Source organism: Victivallis sp. Marseille-Q1083 (assembly GCF_903645315.1).
Lineage (GTDB): Bacteria > Verrucomicrobiota > Lentisphaeria > Victivallales > Victivallaceae > UMGS1518.
Map to the genome: position 1 here is coordinate 2,358,858 of NZ_CAHJXL010000001.1, position 15,743 is coordinate 2,374,600.

Consider the following 15,743-nt stretch of genomic DNA (forward strand, 5'->3'; position numbering starts at 1 on the left):
CTTGGTTCTCGCTCGATCCGATTCGCTGGTAAAGGCATGGCGCCAAACAGCGTCTTCCCGGAATTTGCGCAGCAGTCCCCGCCGCGTCCGCGTGTATTTTTCCTTACGTTTCTTTCAATTGCCATCATTTGCTGTCATTGCCCATCCAGGTACGCCAATCCACCGCCATTGCCCGGGTAAGATCCGTAACGCTTCCGTCTGCCAGCGAAACGTTGGCCCGGTTGTTATGCCGAAGCATCAGCGGATACCAGTCGCGATCGAAAGTATTGTAGGTAATTGCCGCGTCGCTGTCCGCCACATCCGCGTCCCAGTTGATCGTCGAACCGTCGCCGTACATCACCGGATTGCCGATGACGGCGGCACGTTTTTTCATGTTCGCCTCTCCCGCGTAACCGAAAGCATCGATATTCAAACCGTAAGAAAACCAGCCATAATCGATCTTGTGATAACTCACCGACGGGCAAACCAGCACCGCTTCCGGCAGATACGCTTCCTTGATAAAAACCTGGGGCCATTGGCCGTGTTCCCAGTCGGAAAGATAGACGGGGAAAATCCAATCTTCCCAGTCGTCGGAATAGAGAATCGATCCCAGAGCCACCTGCTTTAAATTCGACTTGCATTTGGTGCTCATCGCCGCAGCCTTGGCTTTGCCCAGGGCCGGCAGCAGCATGCTGGCAAGAATGGCTATAATAGCAATAACGACCAGCAGTTCAATCAATGTAAACTTTTTCATACCATCTCCTTTGGTTTGGCCCGTCGGGCTTGTTTTTTTCGTATCATGTCATCTCCCGGATAACGGCCTGGTACTGGCCCGGCAAACCAGTTTCGGCCGCAGAAACAGGGAGAATACATCCTCTTCCGGAGTTCCGTCCAGTTTTCGATTTAAAAGATAGACGGCTTGCGCGGCGAATTGATCTAGGTTGAAGTCGATCGCGGTCAGCGGCACCAAATATTCCGTTTCCGGCAGAAGGTTGTTGCAGCCGACCACCGAAACCTCTTCGGGGATTCGGAGGTTCCGCCCCAGAAGCGCTTGAATCGCCCCCTGGGCAAGCTGGTCGGTGGCGCAGAGCAGCGCATCGAACTCCGACTCATCCACCAGGCGCAAGACCCGTTCATAACCGTGCAGACTCGAATAGCCGGCGGCCAGAGCTTGCCCGGGCGAGAATTCCAACCCCAGCTCGTGAAGCGCCAGTCGAAATCCCAGATAGCGCATACTTGTTTCCAGATGCTCCTGCGCCAGCGGAGAATTCCAGTGGAAATTGCCCAGATAAATGATTTTGCGGCACCCCGTCGCGTACAAGTGGCGCATGGCCATCATCATGCCGGAAATCATATCGGTTGCCACATAGGTGTCCTCACGAGGAAATTCATTGCCCAGAACTACATAAGGAACTCCAATCCGACGCAGTTCCCCGGCCTCGGCCCCGTAACCGCACAAAATCAACGCATCCATGCTTCTCAGGTCGGATTCCATCGTGGCCAATTCGAAATGATCTCCGCCGGTCACGAACAAAGTCGGCGAATATCCCCGTTGCCGCAATTCCGGACTCATCCGAATTGCCATGGTGTGGAAAAACTGCGAATAATCGGCCTCCGGCACCAGCAGGCCGACTTTGCGAATCCGCAGGGCTTCTCCGATGAAAGTGCCGGAACCGTGCCGGCGTTTCAAAAAACCGCTGTCTTCCAATAAGCTGACCGCCCGGCGCACGGTCGTAACGGACACCTGATATTCCTTGGACAGTTGCTTTTCGGTCGGAATTCGTTCACCCGGCAGCCGCCCCCGAATATATTGATCGAAAATCTGTTGACGGGTCTGCTGAGTACAATCGGTTTTTGAATTATTCATATCTTTTGGTTCATGTCATATTATAAATTATATCAAAGTCATCAATCTCTTTGGATAGTATAGGATATTTTCAAACAAAAGTCAACCCCCCGGCAAAAAAAATCCGGTAAAAAATTCAGAAAATTCAGATGCTTTTTAAGCCATGACAATACCGGAGAAATTTTTTGATCGGCCGCGAACCCCCCTGGGGGCCGGAATGATATTGCCGGTGAAGCGGCTTTTAACCGTCGCAGCCGGGTCAGGAATTGCTTGGCAGGGAGCGCATCGACAGCGCCGCCGGCTTCGTTCAGAGCGTGTTCCGGAGGTTTGAATGCCTGATAATGAAGGTGAAGGGATTTGAGTCTGCCGCGGGGCGCGGCCGAATGGTTTTTCCGAAACGCGCCCCAGGGCCGGTGAATTTCCTGACGGATACAAACAAATCGTCAGGCTTCATCTGGTTATTTCGCCGGTTTGCCGGCCGCCCTCCTGCTGTTTTTCTTCACGGTTTCCCGGGTTTTCTGAAAAACGGCGAACATCGGCGGAATGAAGGCGACGCCGATCAGCGTCGCCGTCAGCATGCCCCAGAAGGTCGTGGTGCCGATCACCCGGCGGCTTTCGGCGCCGGCACCGGAAGCGAACAATAGCGGCATGACGCCGATGATGAAGCTCCAGGCGGTCATCAGCACGGCGCGGTAACGGTAATTGGCGCCGTTGATGGCGGACCGGGCGATCGATTTGCCGACGTTGCGTTCCTGCATCGAGAATTCGACCATCAGAATGGTGCTTTTGGCACACAACCCGATCAGCATGATCAACCCGAGCTGCGCGTAGATGTCCAGCAGCATGCCGTTGAAATACAGCGCGGCGATGCCGCCCAGCGAGGCAAAGGCGACGGAGAGGATCACCGGCATCGGAATCGTCCAGGATTCGTATTGGGCGACCAGGAAGAGGTAGCCGAAAATCACCGCCAGCGTCATCAGCAGCACGATCCGGCCGTCGTTGTTCTTTTCCTGATAGCTCATATCGGTCCAACTGACGGCGTATTCCTTGCCGAAGTTGTTGGAGGTCAACTCTTCGAGGTCGTCCATGATGCGGGTGCTGGACGCGCCCGGCATCGGGATGACGGTGACGCCGGCCGACAGGTTCTGGTTGAAGCGTTCCAGCTTCTGCGCGCCCAGTGTGACTTTCGCTTCGGCGATCGCGGTCAGCGGAACCATTTGGCCGTAATCGTTCTGGATCATCAGCTCTTCAAGGTCATTCAATGTGGAGCGGTCCTGGCCGTCGAGCTGGAGCTTGACCTTGAAAGAATAACCGTACAGATTGAAGTCGTTGACATAGAGCGACGCCAGATTGCTCTGCAGCGCGGTGAAAATGCGGCTGATCGGCACGCCGAGCGCCTCCGCCTTGTCCCGGTCGATGTCGAGATGGAGCTGCGGCGTCCGGGCGTTGAACGAACTGAAGGCGTACTGGATGTCGGGCATCTGTTGTTTGTCGTTGAGCATATCGAGCAGCTTGCCGAGCTGCTGTTCGAATTCCTGCGGGGTATCGTTGCCGGAGGTGCGGAGCGCGAAGGTGACGCCGCCGGTGACGCCCAGCCCCATGATGGCCGGCGGCTGGAAGGCGCGCACCTGGGCTTGCGGAATTTGTTCGCCGATCGCCATGATCCGGTCGCGCAGCGCCTGAATCGACAGCTCCGGCGTTTTGCGCAGATCCCAGTCATCGAGGGTGACGATGGCGAAACCGAGGTTTTCGCTGGCGCCGCTCATCAGCGAATAGCCGGCGACGGTGACGATATCTTTGACGCCCTTGAGCTGCAGACATTTTTCATTGAACAACGCCATCGCCTTGTCGGTACGCTCCAGGGAAGCGCCGGGCGGCAATTCCAGTTCGCAGAACAAACTGCCTTTGTCCTCGTCCGGCAGGAAGCCGCCACGCAGGCCCTTGAGCAAAAAGACGTTGGCCGCCAGGACGGCGAGGACGAGGATGACCGTCAGGTAAAACCGCCGGATCATGAATCTGGAAAATCCGATATAACCTTTTTTGGTCGCGTCCAGGGAAGCGTCGAACCAGCGGAACAGGATGAATTTCCGGCGTTCGGCCGCCGCGGCCGGTTTCAGGATGAGCGCGCAAAGCGCCGGGCTGAGGGTCAGGGCGTTGAACGCCGAGATGCACAGCGCGACGCACATCGTCACCGCGAACTGCAGATAAATCGTGCCGACGATGCCGCCGTAAAAACCGATCGGCGCATAGATGGCTGCGGAGACCAGCGTGGCGGCGATGACCGGGCTGGTGATCTGTTTCATACTTTTGGCGGTGGCTTCCGGCGGCGGGAGCTTCTCCTCTTCGATGATCCGCATGGTGTTTTCGACGACGACGATCGCATTGTCGACCAGGCTGCCGATGACGAGGATCAGACCGAATAGGGTCAGCACGTTGATGGAATATCCCAGCAGCGCCATGACGAAGAAGGTGCCGAGCAATGAGACCGGGATGGCCACCGCTGGAACCACGGTGGCACGCCAATCCTGCAGAAAGAGGTAAGTGATGGCGATGACCAGCAGCAGCGTGATGACCAGCGTCGTCGCGATTTCCCGGACATTGACCAGAATGTAATTGCTCGGGTCGTAGGCGTGGACGGCTTCGACGCCCTCCGGAAAACGTTTTTTCAGTTCGTCGAGCAGTTGGTTGGCGTTTCTGACCAGTTCGACGGCGTTGGCGCCGTCCTGGCGGTAGATGGCCATGGCGACGCTGGGCTGCCCGTTGAAGTAGCCTTCATCCGTGTAGCGTTCGGCGCCGAGTTCGAGCCGGGCGATGTCGCCGAGCCGGATCTGTTCGCCTTCCGGTGCGGCGGCGACGACGATGTCGGCGAATTCCTCCGGCGTTTTCAGCCGGCCGGTGACGTCGAGCTTGAGTTGCAGATAAGGATTGGATTTTTCGCCGCCCAGCGTACCGGCGGCGGCCGGAATGTTCTGCGAATTGAGTTTGGCGATGATGACTTCCGGCGTGAGGTTCAGCGCGGACATCTTGAGCGGATCCAGCCAGATGCGCATGCTGTAGTTGCGTTCGCCGAGGATTTCCACCGAACCGAGGCCGGGCAGCCGGGCGAAGATATCCTTGACGTTCATTCGTACATAATTGGCCAGTTCCAAATGCGAAAGCGTCGTGCCGTCGGTCTGAAACGAATAGACGCCGGCCATATCGGTGGACTGTTTTTTGGTGACGATGCCGATCTGTTTGACGGTGTCCGGCAGTTGGGCTTCGGCGCGCTGGACGGCGTTCTGGACGTTGACCTGGGCGATATCGGAGCTGATGCCGGGCCTGAAGGTCAGCGTCAGCGTGTAGTTGCCGTTGTTGTCGCTTTCGGATTTGAAATAGAGCAGGTCCTCGATGCCGTTGATCTGTTCCTCGATGACGCTGGCGACCGTCTCGGCGATCACCTGCGAGGTGGCGCCGGGGTACATGGCGGTGACTTTCACCGTCGGCGGAGCGATTTCCGGATATTCGGCGATCGGCAGCCGGAAGAGACAGATTGTGCCGACCAGCACGGTGACGATCGAGATGACGAAGGCGAATTTCGGGCGTTTGATGAAAATTTCGGCAAACATGATTTCCTCACTTCACCGCTTCCGGCGCGACCGGGGTGACAACCATGCCCGGTTTCACCTTGTGAGTGCCGTCGATGATGACTTGCTCCGAGCCGTCGAGCCCTTCCAGAATGATTTGCAGCCCTTCGGCGACCGAACCGGCCTTGACGGGACGCTGAACCACTTTCCGCTCGTCGTCGAGAATATAGACGCAATAACCCTCTCCGGTCACAATCAAGGCGGACGGCACGATGGCGAAAAATGCTTTTTCCGCTTTGGCGGAAACCAGCGCGGTGACGAAACTGCCCGGAATCAGTTGGCGATCCCGGTTTTCGAAGGTCGCCCACAGCGTGATGGTATTGCTGGTCGAATTGACCTTGTTGTCGATCAGGGTAATGCTGGCGGTTTCGTCGTAGATGGTGTTGTCGGCGAGCTGAATGCGGACGACCGCTTTGTCCCGGATTCCCTCCATGCCGCCGAAATCGCGCCGGAAAACCCGCTCGCTCAAACTGAAGCGGACGTAAATCGGCGCAATCATTTCAATGTCGGTCAACTTGCCGCCCTGCGGGGTGATCAAATTGCCCTCGGTAAAGACGCTTTTGCCGATGCGGCCGGTGATCGGTGCATAAATTCTGGTGTAGGACAGCGTATTTTCCGCATCGGTCAGACTGGCGGCGAGCTGTTTGAGATTGGCCTGTGCCGAATCGATTTCCAGCACCGCTTTGTCGTGCGAGGAAACTGCCACCGCGTTGCTTTCCAACAGCGTACTGTTGCGTTTGAATTCGGCGTCCGCATAACGCAGCGAAGCCTCCAGCAGTTCTTGCTGGGCTTTCAGCCCATCCACGGCCGCGCGGTAGGTGGTGTCTTCCAGCTCGTAAAGCAGGTCGCCCTCCTGAACCATCGTTCCTTCGGTGAAGTTGATCTTCAGCAAAGTGCCGGTAATGCGCGGCATGAGGTCGACGTGTTTGATCGCTTCCACCGAGCCGACGTAACGTCTGGGCGCCGCTTCCGCGACCGTTTTAACGGAATCGACGATCACCAGCGGTGGCGCGTTGTCCGTTTCGGCGGCGTGCGTCAATCCGGCACCCCACAAAAATACGGCAGCAATTCCCGATAGCAACAGTCGTGACGTCATGTTTCCTCCCTGTCCGTGACAGATATTGTTTGATTGCAGTAAGAATAATGGTCAATTATATTGGTTCTATTGCGAACTATTTTAATATATGTTTAAACTTTGGAAAGACAAATCGATTTTTGATTTTTTTGTTTGAAAAGTATTGTAAACGCGGTGAGGTTTACTATATTAATTCCAGCGATAAAGGTTTTGCTGCGGACGGTTTTTGGTTCGGAGAGACATGAGAACATTTGGGGGCAAGTGACCAGAAGATGAAAGACGTGGCCGCCATGCGGGAACTGACGGTGGATATTTATACCATCAGCCGGTGTACGCACAACTATTATGCGCGCGAATTGCGGAAACTTCACATCACGATGGGGCAGTTCCCGTTTATCATGGGCATCGTCGAGAACGACGGCATTTCGCAGGAAAAGTTGTCGGCGGAGATCATGATCAGCAAGAGCACCACCGCCGCCATCGTCCAGCAACTGCTGAATGCCGGCCTGGTCACCCGCGAAATCGATCCGCTCGACCGGCGCAACTTCAAACTCCACGCCACCGGCAAAGCGCTGCAACTGGTGCCGAAGATTGAAGAAAGCATCGACCGCTGTCACGAGATGATCACCGGGGAGCTGACTGAAATCGAGCGGGATATTTTTGCCAGACTGGTAAAAAAAGTTCGAAACAGAACTGAAATTATCCTGGGACACAAGCGTTCCGGCAAAAACGTTTCCGGTACCCGGAAAGACGAAGGGTGAGATCGCTTTCTAACGTTTGCATAAGCGGTTCGGCACCGTTGACCGCCCGCAACGGCGAATCGTTCAAAACCTGAGATTTCCTGAACCGCCACCAGCAGAAATGCCCCGACTCCGCACGCCGGCATCTGACTTCGATCACCTACCGCATTTGCCCCGGAAACGCCGCCGGCCGCGCGGCCTGACTTCATATATCGGTAAAGCATTTTTGACGATTGCTCATATTATCATCATATTACCGATTGGAAAAATTCAGGGAAAGAGTTCGGGCGTTCCCGGCATTCCATTGACAAAAATTTTCTTTTCTCCTATACTATTACCAGATCGGAGAAATACCATGAATCGAAAACTGCTCTACGAAAACATCGTCGACGACATTCGCGCCCGGATGCGCAGCGGGGAATTGGCCGCGGCCGATCCCCTGCCGCCGGTGCAACAGCTCTGCCGTCACTATCAGGTCAGCCATATCACCGTGCTGCGCAGCCTGAAGGAGTTGAACGCGGCCGGGGTCATCCACCGCCACGGCCGGGGGTATCGTGTCGCTCCGGTCCTGAAGCTGGAGGAGGAGTTCGCCTTGAGCTCCCGGGCCACCACCATCGGACTCTTTTTGCGCTCCTACTGGAATGCCCCGGACAACTACTTCAATCAGATCAACCAGGCCATCGAGAACGAACTCTTCGCCTCGCGCATGGATACGCTGCGTTCCCACTTCAGCAATGTGTTCAACTACTGCCAGCCCGACTCTTCCGGCGAATACGCCGAAGCCGATGAGATCCTGCGCCAGATGCTGGCCATCGCCCGGCGCTGCTGCGGTCTCCTGGTCGATGAACGGGTTTCGGACCGGATACTGGCCGGATTCCTGCAGCACTCCGACGTGCCGGTGGTGGTGGTCAACCGCGCTTCCGAGCTGCCGGTCGGTTCCATCGCCATACCCAACTTCTCCGGCGTCAAGCTGCTGCTGGACGCCGTCCTGACCCGGGGCTATACCGACATATTCTTCTGCGGCACCGCCGCCCGGCGTTTTTACAACGACTATCAGCGGTTCCGGGCTCTGGAAGAATTGACGGCGCAGGAGGAGTACGCCGGGCGCTTCCGGATGCACTGGCATACCGACTGGGAGGTTCCTTTTGAAGTTTATTACCAGAAACTGTATAGCGCACTGACCCGGCTCTCTCCGCCGCGCAAGCCGCTGATCTTGGCTCCCAGCGACCTTCTGGCGCTGGAACTTTACAAACGGCTTTCCACCCGGGACTGCGAAGTTGGCCGGGACTACGGACTTTGCGGCTTCTACGGGAGCCCCGTGACTCTTCCCGGCGGCCGGATCATCACTTCGGTCCGGGTCAACACCGACGCCGTCGGCAGCAGCGCAGTGAAGCTGCTGCTCAAATTCGTCCACAACCCGTGGTGCGAACGCAAAGAAGGAAAGGAGGTCGGAGCCGAACTGGTCTACGGCGATACCGCCTGACCGGTGCCGGCACAAAAAAAACGGATTCATCGTCCCATCCCGTCAATTCCCGAAACCATCAACCCGGAAAGGATCCCGAACCATGAAAACCAAAAAAATCACACTGATAGAACTCTTGGTGGTGATTGCAATCATCGCCATCCTGGCCAGCATGTTGCTTCCCGCCCTAGCCAAGGCGCGGACCGCGGCGCAACTGACCAAATGCGTCGGCAACCTCAAGCAGCTCGGACTGTCGTTCACATTGTACGCCAATGACAATCTGGATCAATTGCCGCCTTATTTCGACGCGAACGGAATCGCCTGGAGCGATTCCACCGAGCGGGGAGTTCTGACCGCCTATCTCTTCCCGGCCGGAACCGACATCAACATTCATATCGGAGCGGTCAAAGTGCGCGACGGCAAACGCCATCCCATGGGTTGCGCCGCGTTGAACGTGTCGGTCAATCCGGCCGCCGATGCGGGCGACAGCCGATACGGCTACGGCTACAATCTGGGAGCCTGGGCTCCGGTATCCCTCTCCGGCTGCCGCTATCCCTCTCTGTTGCTGCTGATCGGAGAAACCGACCATCCCTGGGGCTCGTTCGTCAATTACACCGCCGACGCTCCGCCGGCCTATCCCCATAACCGCCGGGGCGCCTTTACCTTCACCGACGGCCATACTTCGACCTATGGTACCGGGCAATTACCCAATGAAGCCCGGGGAGACAACGGCGTCGACTGTTATGTAAGCAACCTTTACAATCCGAATCCAAGCGTGTTCTTTCAATATTGAAGCATAATTCTCGACTGGGAAAAGCACTTTCCGGCCCAACCCGGCTCCGACCGGAGAAAGTCATCTGCCATGAAACGTTTTTTCATCCTGTTTCTTCTCTCCTTCCGCAGCATCGTTTTCGCCGACTTGATCGCCACCGGTGAATCTCCCTCGCCGCTGGAAGAAACCGCCGCTTTCGAGTTGCAGAACTTCATGCAGTCAGTCACCGGACGCGAATTCACAGTGGTCCGGGAGAGCGAACTGGCCGGGCGCATCCCGGAAATCTACCTGGGACAGACCGGTTTCGCCCGGGACCACCGGATCGACGGCCTTGCAGCACAGGACGAGGAATGGATTTTGCGTACCTGCGAAGAGAGCCTCGTCATTACCGGCGGTCGTCCGGCGGGCACCCTCTACGGAGTCTACGCCTTTCTGGAAAAACTCGGCGTCGCCTTTCTGACCGAGGACGAGACCGTGATTCCGCGGTGCCCGGACTGGCGGCCGGAACTGATCGACGGGCGCGGCGAACCCGCTTTTCGTGGCCGGGAGATCTATGATGAACGTCCCTATCACTTCATCCGGCAGGAGGCCGCGCCGGAAGTGCGCCGGCGCTACTGGCTTTTCAAGTTGCGCAGCCGCATCAACGGCGCATCGGCTTTCGGGGAAGAGATACTGTACCGCGCCCGGTTCCTGCAACGTACCGACCGCACTCCCTTCTGCCACAACTTCTATCGCTACGTGCCGCCCGAAACATACTTCGCGGAACACCCCGAATACTTCACCCTCGGTCCCGACGGCAAACGCACCACCGCCGCTTATGTCGGCCAGCTCTGCCTGAGCCATCCCGACCTGGTTCCCATCGCTCTGGAGTCACTGCGGGAATTCATCCGGCGCGACCGGGCCGAGCTGCCGCCGGAGCAATGGCCGACCTTTTACGACATCTCCCAGAACGACGGCGGCAACACCATGTGCGGCTGTGAAAACTGCCGCAAAATCGTGGAAGAGGAGGACGGCGAGTCCGGTCTGCTGCTGCGCTTCATCAATCCGATCGCCTCCGCCATCCGCCGCGACTATCCCGAGCTGACCATCCGCACCTTCGCCTACAGCTTTACCGCCGGACCGCCGCGCCTGACCCGGCCCGAATCCAACGTCTTGCTGCAGTATTGCGCCGGAGGCAGTTGTTACCGGCCTATGGCCGAAGCCGATTTCCGGGAGTTGGCCGAATGGAACCGGCAGGGCGCGACTTTTGCGCTCTGGGATTACTGGAACATGGGGATGTTCTTCAATCCGCCACGTCCGGAAACCATGGTCGACGCCATTGCTCCCGATCTGCGGCGTTTTCGGGATAACCGGGTCACGGCGCTTTTTCTGGAGGCCGAGAAAAATCCGGTCACGCCGCAGAATTTCATCGAGTTGCAGTATTATCTGGCGTCGCGCCTGATGGTCGATCCGGATCTGGACGACCGGAAGCTGATCGCGGAGTACATGACCCATTACTACGGTCCGGCCGCTCCGCTCATGACCCGTTATCTGGACCGGCTGCGGGAGGGAGTCGCGCAGGATCTCACTCCCGGCCCCGCCTGGGAACGCCGCTGGCGCTACCTCGACGGTCAATTCATGCTGGACAACTATCGCTTGCTCCTGGAAGCGGAGGCGGCGGCGCAGTCGCCCCGCTTCCAGGCCCGGGTGCGGGCGGAAACCATCCCTCTTTTCTGGCAGATCGTCTACTGGCGGCAGGAGACTGAAGCCGACTTCCGGGAGCACGGTATCTCCGTTGACGCCGTCCGCGACCAGTTGAAAAACAACATTCTGGAATACCTGGACCGGACCGATTGCGTCAATCCCGGTTATTTCCGGGAACGCTTCGCCGGCCAGTTCGAGATCCTCGAAGCCAATCTGACCGCCCCCGAGCCTTTTCGCGCCATCGAGCCCAAGTATGTCTTCGGCTATCCGCAGCAGAACGATCCCGGCCCGGAGTTTCAATGTTCCGTCACTGCCGATCCGGATTCTATTCCCGGAAAAACCCTGCTGTCGCGCCATCCCAACCAGGTTCCCGGCGACGGCAATCTTTTCGGCACCTATGATTTTGCGGTCAAAGACGGCAAAAATCTGCTGGTCGCGCCCGAAGACGAAGCCTACCACTGGTATCGCATTCCTGAAATTACGCTGGGCAGCAATTGCCTCTTTTTCGCCCATCGCTGGCATCTGCAGATCAACCTCTCCCAGGCCTACGCCATCCCCAACGCGGAAAACAGCGAGGATAACTGCTGGGACCTCTGGTTTCACGCCCGTTTTACCGGTCCCGCCTGGATTCCCGGTTCCGCCGCGGCCAATACCATTGCAGTGGATATGGTGATCCTCACCCGCCCCGGAACCGCCGAATCGATCAGGCGGAAGCTGAAGTAAAACGGTTTCCGGCCGGAGCCGGGGATTCACCTGCAGCGGCGGGATGTGTGTGCGGCAAAAAGTCTCAACGCTGTCGATTGCGGCAGCGAATCGTTGAAGATTTGGGCCCTTTCCGATGGCGGAACTTGAAAACGGCCGCCATTCCCAACAAACCGATTTCCCCCAGTGCTAAAATTGCGGCACCGTTTCATCGGGGTAAAAATCCGCCCAGGGGTGTTCCCAAAGAAATGGTGAACTCACATCTTTTTGGATCGATATGGTATGGGGCCGGGGTGGGGGGAAGCCAAAATAGTTTCTGTTTTTGCGGAATCCGTTTTGCGGCGGCTTGATAAATGTCCTCTTGATGGATATGGTATGGGGGAGGCGGCCTCGATGAGCGGTCGTCTTGGGGGAGAACCATTTAATTCAGTGAAGGAGAATCATGAAACGATTGATGGCGTGTGTTGTAATGTGGGGTCTGGGGATGGCGGTATTGTCCGCCGGGGTGATTCCCTTGAACAAATGGAAGGTGATCGGGCCGATTCCGGAAGCCGCTTATGTGGAAGCCGAGGCGGATCGTTTTCTGGCTGAGCCGCTGGAGGAGGTTTGCGGGGTGAAGGCGGCCGACTATGTCAATCCGCGCAATCCGGAAGGGGATGGCCTGTATTTTCTCGACTTCTTCGGTGAAGTTCCCCACGGCAAGGCGATGGCTTACGCCGCGGTGGAGGTGGAAGCCGAAGCCGGGTACTATGTTTTTACGTTGAACACCGATTTCTCGGCCGAGATATTCGTGAACGGCGAATCCCGTTGCAAAGCGTTCGGCGACTCGTGGGGGAACGTTTTCTTCGCGAAATTCCATGAGGGCGCCAACCGCATTGCGGTGAAGAGCTATCATGAAGAGGGCTATTGGGCGGTGGTGCTTGCCGTGGTTGAGGGGCCGCTGGATGAGGAGGAATACCGGCAGGCGCTGGCGGAAAATACGCTGCGGCAGCGCATTGTGGATTTTTCCTATAACAGTCTGACCATCGGCGGCTATTTTGTCGGAACGGTCGGGACAAAGCCGGAATTGACCTGGGACAATCCGGCCAATGCGACGGAGATGTTCGGGAAAAATCCCCAGCAGATTACCTGGTTCGACGAAACGATGCAGGCGACCGAAGATTTCCGCGACAGCGGCTTGTATTACGCGCTGCTGGAAACGGAAACGGCGGACGGCAAGCCTTACAAGGCGCTTTTCAGTTATTATCTGTTGCCGGAGGGCTGGAAAGAGGATCCGGAAATTGTCGAATTTGCCGGGAATTTCCAGTGGCAGGAGCCGTTCGACGGCTTCCAGACGACCTGGACGGCCATTCCGCAGCGGCTGAAGCTTTTCCGGGACAGCGCCGGGACGGATTTGGGCCTTGCGTCAAAACCCGGCGTGGCTCCGGCGGTGGTGGCCTGGCGCCAGCGTGCTTTTCCGGTGGAAACGGTTCGGCTTGCTCCGCCGATCGAATTGACAAAAGCCGCTCCTGCGTTGCGCTATGGCAGCGAGGAGGAGGCCGGCTTTCTGCCCGGCAGCCGGGAAAAATTCGATGCGCTTTGCCGGGAGCTGTATGAAAAAACCCGGAAAGCCTTTTACACCGTCATCGCCCGCAACGGCGTGATCGTCTATGCCAGGGGGTACGGCGAACTGGCCGGGAAGCCGATCAATATCGCTACGCCGTGTTCGATGGCCAGCATGTCCAAACTTTTTACCGGGTTGTTGTTTGCCCGTTTTCTGGACCAGGGCCTGATGGAGCTGGATGAAGACATGTCGCGTTTCATGCCGGCGTTGGCCGGCACGCCGGAATGGAAACTGACGCCGCGCCGCTGCTTCAACCATACCAGCAATTTTACCGGACACGGCAATTTCGGCGGCATCCGCAACCCGCTGGGCGAATACGGCATCGCCTGTTGGCTGCCGGTGGTCAAACCCGGTTCCGCCTGGAGTTACAACGGAGTCGGCCCCAATTTGATGGGCATGTATATGATGAATGCCACTGCGTTGCCGATCGACCGGCTTTTCGCCGAGAATTATTACCGTCAACTGGGAATCACCTCGATGAGCGGCGACGATCAGGGCGGCGGTTATCTGGCCAGTGCGGACGACCTGGCGAAACTTGCGCAACTGCTGCTGAATCGGGGCAGCTACGGCAAATGGCAATTTTTCGAGCCGAAAACCTATGAATTGCTGATGCCGCGCAATCTGGCGGAAGACAATCCGGGAACTTCGATCGAAGGGTATTACGGAGTGGGCATCCAGCCGTTCTGGCCGCCGGCGGCGGGGGAAGACGACATCGCCTATTACGGGCACGGCGCCGCGAGCGGCACGGTGTTCAGTTTCGATCCGAAATACCAGACGATGGTGATCCAGGCCCGCGATGAAAATTCGGAAGCCAACGACGAATACCGCAAAAAGCTGGAACAGCTGGTCTGGGATTCGGTGGCCAGGTAGGTTTCCGTTTCGCATGATTTTTACTTTCGGGCATCGATCCGGAATGGCGGCTCACCCGCGGTGAAAACCTTGCCGTCCGGTTGTAAACTGGCCGGTGCGGCATTATCTTATCTTCCGACGGAACAACCGGTGGAGGCTGAATGTGAAAAAGGCGAAAAGTGAGCTGCGCGGCATTCCCGGCGTCGGCGAGAACATCGAACAGGATTTGCTCAATCTGGGCTATTCGACGCTGGAGTCGCTGAAAGGGCAGGATCCAGAGGAAATGTACCGGCGGGATTGCCGGCTGAAAGGTTTTCAGGAGGACAAATGCCAGTTGTACGTTTACCGGCTGGCGGTTTACTTCGCCGAGCACGCGCAGCCGGAGCCGGATAAGTTGAAGTGGTGGAACTGGAAAGAGGCGCCGCCGGAACGTTGAGAACGATTGCGGGAAAGGGGCGGGATTGCGATGCTTGAAGTCATCGGGGTCGTCGGCGTCCGGATTTTTTCCAATACGTATGCCAATGTGCTGCAGAAACGGCTGATCGGCCGGGCCGGGATTCCGGCGCTGCCGATTAATTTCGCAGTCTACCTGCTGCTGGGTTTGGCGATGTCGCCGGCGATCTTTCTGGGCGATTGGCACTGGAGCCGGGAACTGTTCGGCTATGCCTGCGCGGTCGGGATTTGCGGGGCCGCCGGCAACGGTTTTCTGGTGGCGGCGCTCCGCTCGGGTGAACTCTCGGTACTGGGGCCGATCAATGCCTGGAAGCCGGTGGTCGGCATGATTTTCGGTTTGCTGCTGCTGCACGAATTGCCGACGGCCGCCGGTTTGACCGGGCTGGCGCTGATCATCGTCGGCAGTTATTTCGTACTCGGCGCCGATGAACGGGGATTCCGGCTCCGGACGTTGTTGCGGCGCGATATCGTCCTGCGTTTTCTGGCGCTGCTTTTTTCCGGAATCGAGGCGGTATTTCTGAAGAAAACGGTGCTGCTTTCCAGCGTCGTCGGCAGTTTCCTGATCTGGTGCTGGTTCGGCGCGTTTTTCTCATTGGCCGGCTTGCTGCTGGTGCGGCCGGAAACCGGAACCGCGGTGCGGCTGCGGGCCGGTTTCCGGGAATTGCTGGCGCTGGCATTGATGTTCGGGATAATGCAGTATTCCACCAATCTGGCCTTCAAGCTGCTGCCGGTCGGGCCGGCATTGGCGCTCTTTCAGCTGTCCGGCGCGCTGAATCTCTGGTTCGGCTGGAAACTCTTTCAGGAGAGACATATGGGCATGAAGATCGCCGGGACGGCGATTGTGCTGCTCGGCGCCGCGCTGATTATCCTGGGCGGATGAACTGGCCAATCCGTAATGCCGTCGCCCAGGCCGGTAAGTCACGCCGATCGGGGCGCAGCCGGACCCGGCGGTCGAC

11 protein-coding genes are annotated in these 15,743 nt (G+C 57.6%); 7 read left to right on the forward strand and 4 right to left on the reverse strand.

Annotated elements, in window-relative coordinates; genetic code table 11:
- Positions 1-124: 124 nt before the first annotated feature.
- The 4 genes from HWX74_RS09690 to HWX74_RS09705 all read right to left on the reverse strand — a co-directional run bounded on the left by HWX74_RS09690 (position 125) and on the right by HWX74_RS09705 (position 6,544).
- Positions 125-733: a prepilin-type N-terminal cleavage/methylation domain-containing protein gene (locus HWX74_RS09690; RefSeq protein ID WP_176013343.1), complete on the reverse strand. Its 609-nt coding sequence runs from the start codon at positions 731-733 to the stop codon at positions 125-127.
- Positions 734-781: 48 nt separating this feature from the next.
- Positions 782-1,846, reverse strand: a complete 1,065-nt coding sequence (locus HWX74_RS09695) for a GntR family transcriptional regulator (RefSeq protein ID WP_176013344.1) — start codon at positions 1,844-1,846, stop codon at positions 782-784.
- Positions 1,847-2,283: 437 nt separating this feature from the next.
- Positions 2,284-5,430, reverse strand: coding sequence for an efflux RND transporter permease subunit (locus tag HWX74_RS09700; RefSeq protein WP_176013345.1), 3,147 nt, complete (start codon positions 5,428-5,430; stop codon positions 2,284-2,286).
- 7 nt (positions 5,431-5,437) lie between these two features.
- Positions 5,438-6,544 (reverse strand): efflux RND transporter periplasmic adaptor subunit, encoded by a 1,107-nt coding sequence (locus tag HWX74_RS09705; RefSeq protein ID WP_176013346.1) that lies wholly within the window; start codon positions 6,542-6,544, stop codon positions 5,438-5,440.
- Positions 6,545-6,795: 251 nt separating this feature from the next.
- Here HWX74_RS09705 and HWX74_RS09710 point away from each other — a divergent pair, with 251 nt between their 5' ends.
- From HWX74_RS09710 to HWX74_RS09740, 7 genes are all read left to right on the forward strand, one after another.
- On the forward strand, positions 6,796-7,284 hold the full coding sequence (locus HWX74_RS09710) for a MarR family winged helix-turn-helix transcriptional regulator (RefSeq protein WP_176013347.1): 489 nt from the start codon (positions 6,796-6,798) through the stop codon (positions 7,282-7,284).
- A gap of 334 nt (positions 7,285-7,618) precedes the next feature.
- The gene (locus HWX74_RS09715; RefSeq protein ID WP_176013348.1) at positions 7,619-8,746 is read left to right on the forward strand and encodes a GntR family transcriptional regulator; all 1,128 of its coding nucleotides are present in this window, start codon (positions 7,619-7,621) and stop codon (positions 8,744-8,746) included.
- Positions 8,747-8,828: 82 nt separating this feature from the next.
- The gene (locus HWX74_RS20015) at positions 8,829-9,518 is read left to right on the forward strand and encodes a type II secretion system protein (RefSeq protein ID WP_217704918.1); all 690 of its coding nucleotides are present in this window, start codon (positions 8,829-8,831) and stop codon (positions 9,516-9,518) included.
- 69 nt (positions 9,519-9,587) lie between these two features.
- Positions 9,588-11,903, forward strand: a complete 2,316-nt coding sequence (locus HWX74_RS09725) for a DUF4838 domain-containing protein (protein WP_176013349.1) — start codon at positions 9,588-9,590, stop codon at positions 11,901-11,903.
- A 421-nt stretch (positions 11,904-12,324) separates the two neighbouring features.
- Positions 12,325-14,355 (forward strand): serine hydrolase, encoded by a 2,031-nt coding sequence (locus HWX74_RS09730; protein ID WP_176013350.1) that lies wholly within the window; start codon positions 12,325-12,327, stop codon positions 14,353-14,355.
- 142 nt (positions 14,356-14,497) lie between these two features.
- The gene (locus tag HWX74_RS09735; RefSeq protein ID WP_176013351.1) at positions 14,498-14,770 is read left to right on the forward strand and encodes a helix-hairpin-helix domain-containing protein; all 273 of its coding nucleotides are present in this window, start codon (positions 14,498-14,500) and stop codon (positions 14,768-14,770) included.
- A 30-nt stretch (positions 14,771-14,800) separates the two neighbouring features.
- On the forward strand, positions 14,801-15,667 hold the full coding sequence (locus HWX74_RS09740) for a DMT family transporter (protein ID WP_176013352.1): 867 nt from the start codon (positions 14,801-14,803) through the stop codon (positions 15,665-15,667).
- The last annotated feature ends 76 nt before the right edge of the window (positions 15,668-15,743 follow it).

What these genes read in the sequence shown, in the direction of transcription:
- HWX74_RS09715 (WP_176013348.1), top strand. Translation starts at nt 7,619, where the DNA reads ATGAATCGAAAACTGCTCTACGAAAACATCGTCGACGACATTCGCGCC.
- HWX74_RS09705 (WP_176013346.1), bottom strand. Translation starts at nt 6,544, where the DNA reads ATGACGTCACGACTGTTGCTATCGGGAATTGCTGCCGTATTTTTGTGG.
- HWX74_RS09700 (WP_176013345.1), bottom strand. Translation starts at nt 5,430, where the DNA reads ATGTTTGCCGAAATTTTCATCAAACGCCCGAAATTCGCCTTCGTCATC.
- HWX74_RS09725 (WP_176013349.1), top strand. Translation starts at nt 9,588, where the DNA reads ATGAAACGTTTTTTCATCCTGTTTCTTCTCTCCTTCCGCAGCATCGTT.
- HWX74_RS09740 (WP_176013352.1), top strand. Translation starts at nt 14,801, where the DNA reads ATGCTTGAAGTCATCGGGGTCGTCGGCGTCCGGATTTTTTCCAATACG.
- HWX74_RS09690 (WP_176013343.1), bottom strand. Translation starts at nt 733, where the DNA reads ATGAAAAAGTTTACATTGATTGAACTGCTGGTCGTTATTGCTATTATA.
- HWX74_RS09695 (WP_176013344.1), bottom strand. Translation starts at nt 1,846, where the DNA reads ATGAATAATTCAAAAACCGATTGTACTCAGCAGACCCGTCAACAGATT.
- HWX74_RS09710 (WP_176013347.1), top strand. Translation starts at nt 6,796, where the DNA reads ATGAAAGACGTGGCCGCCATGCGGGAACTGACGGTGGATATTTATACC.
- HWX74_RS20015 (WP_217704918.1), top strand. Translation starts at nt 8,829, where the DNA reads ATGAAAACCAAAAAAATCACACTGATAGAACTCTTGGTGGTGATTGCA.
- HWX74_RS09730 (WP_176013350.1), top strand. Translation starts at nt 12,325, where the DNA reads ATGAAACGATTGATGGCGTGTGTTGTAATGTGGGGTCTGGGGATGGCG.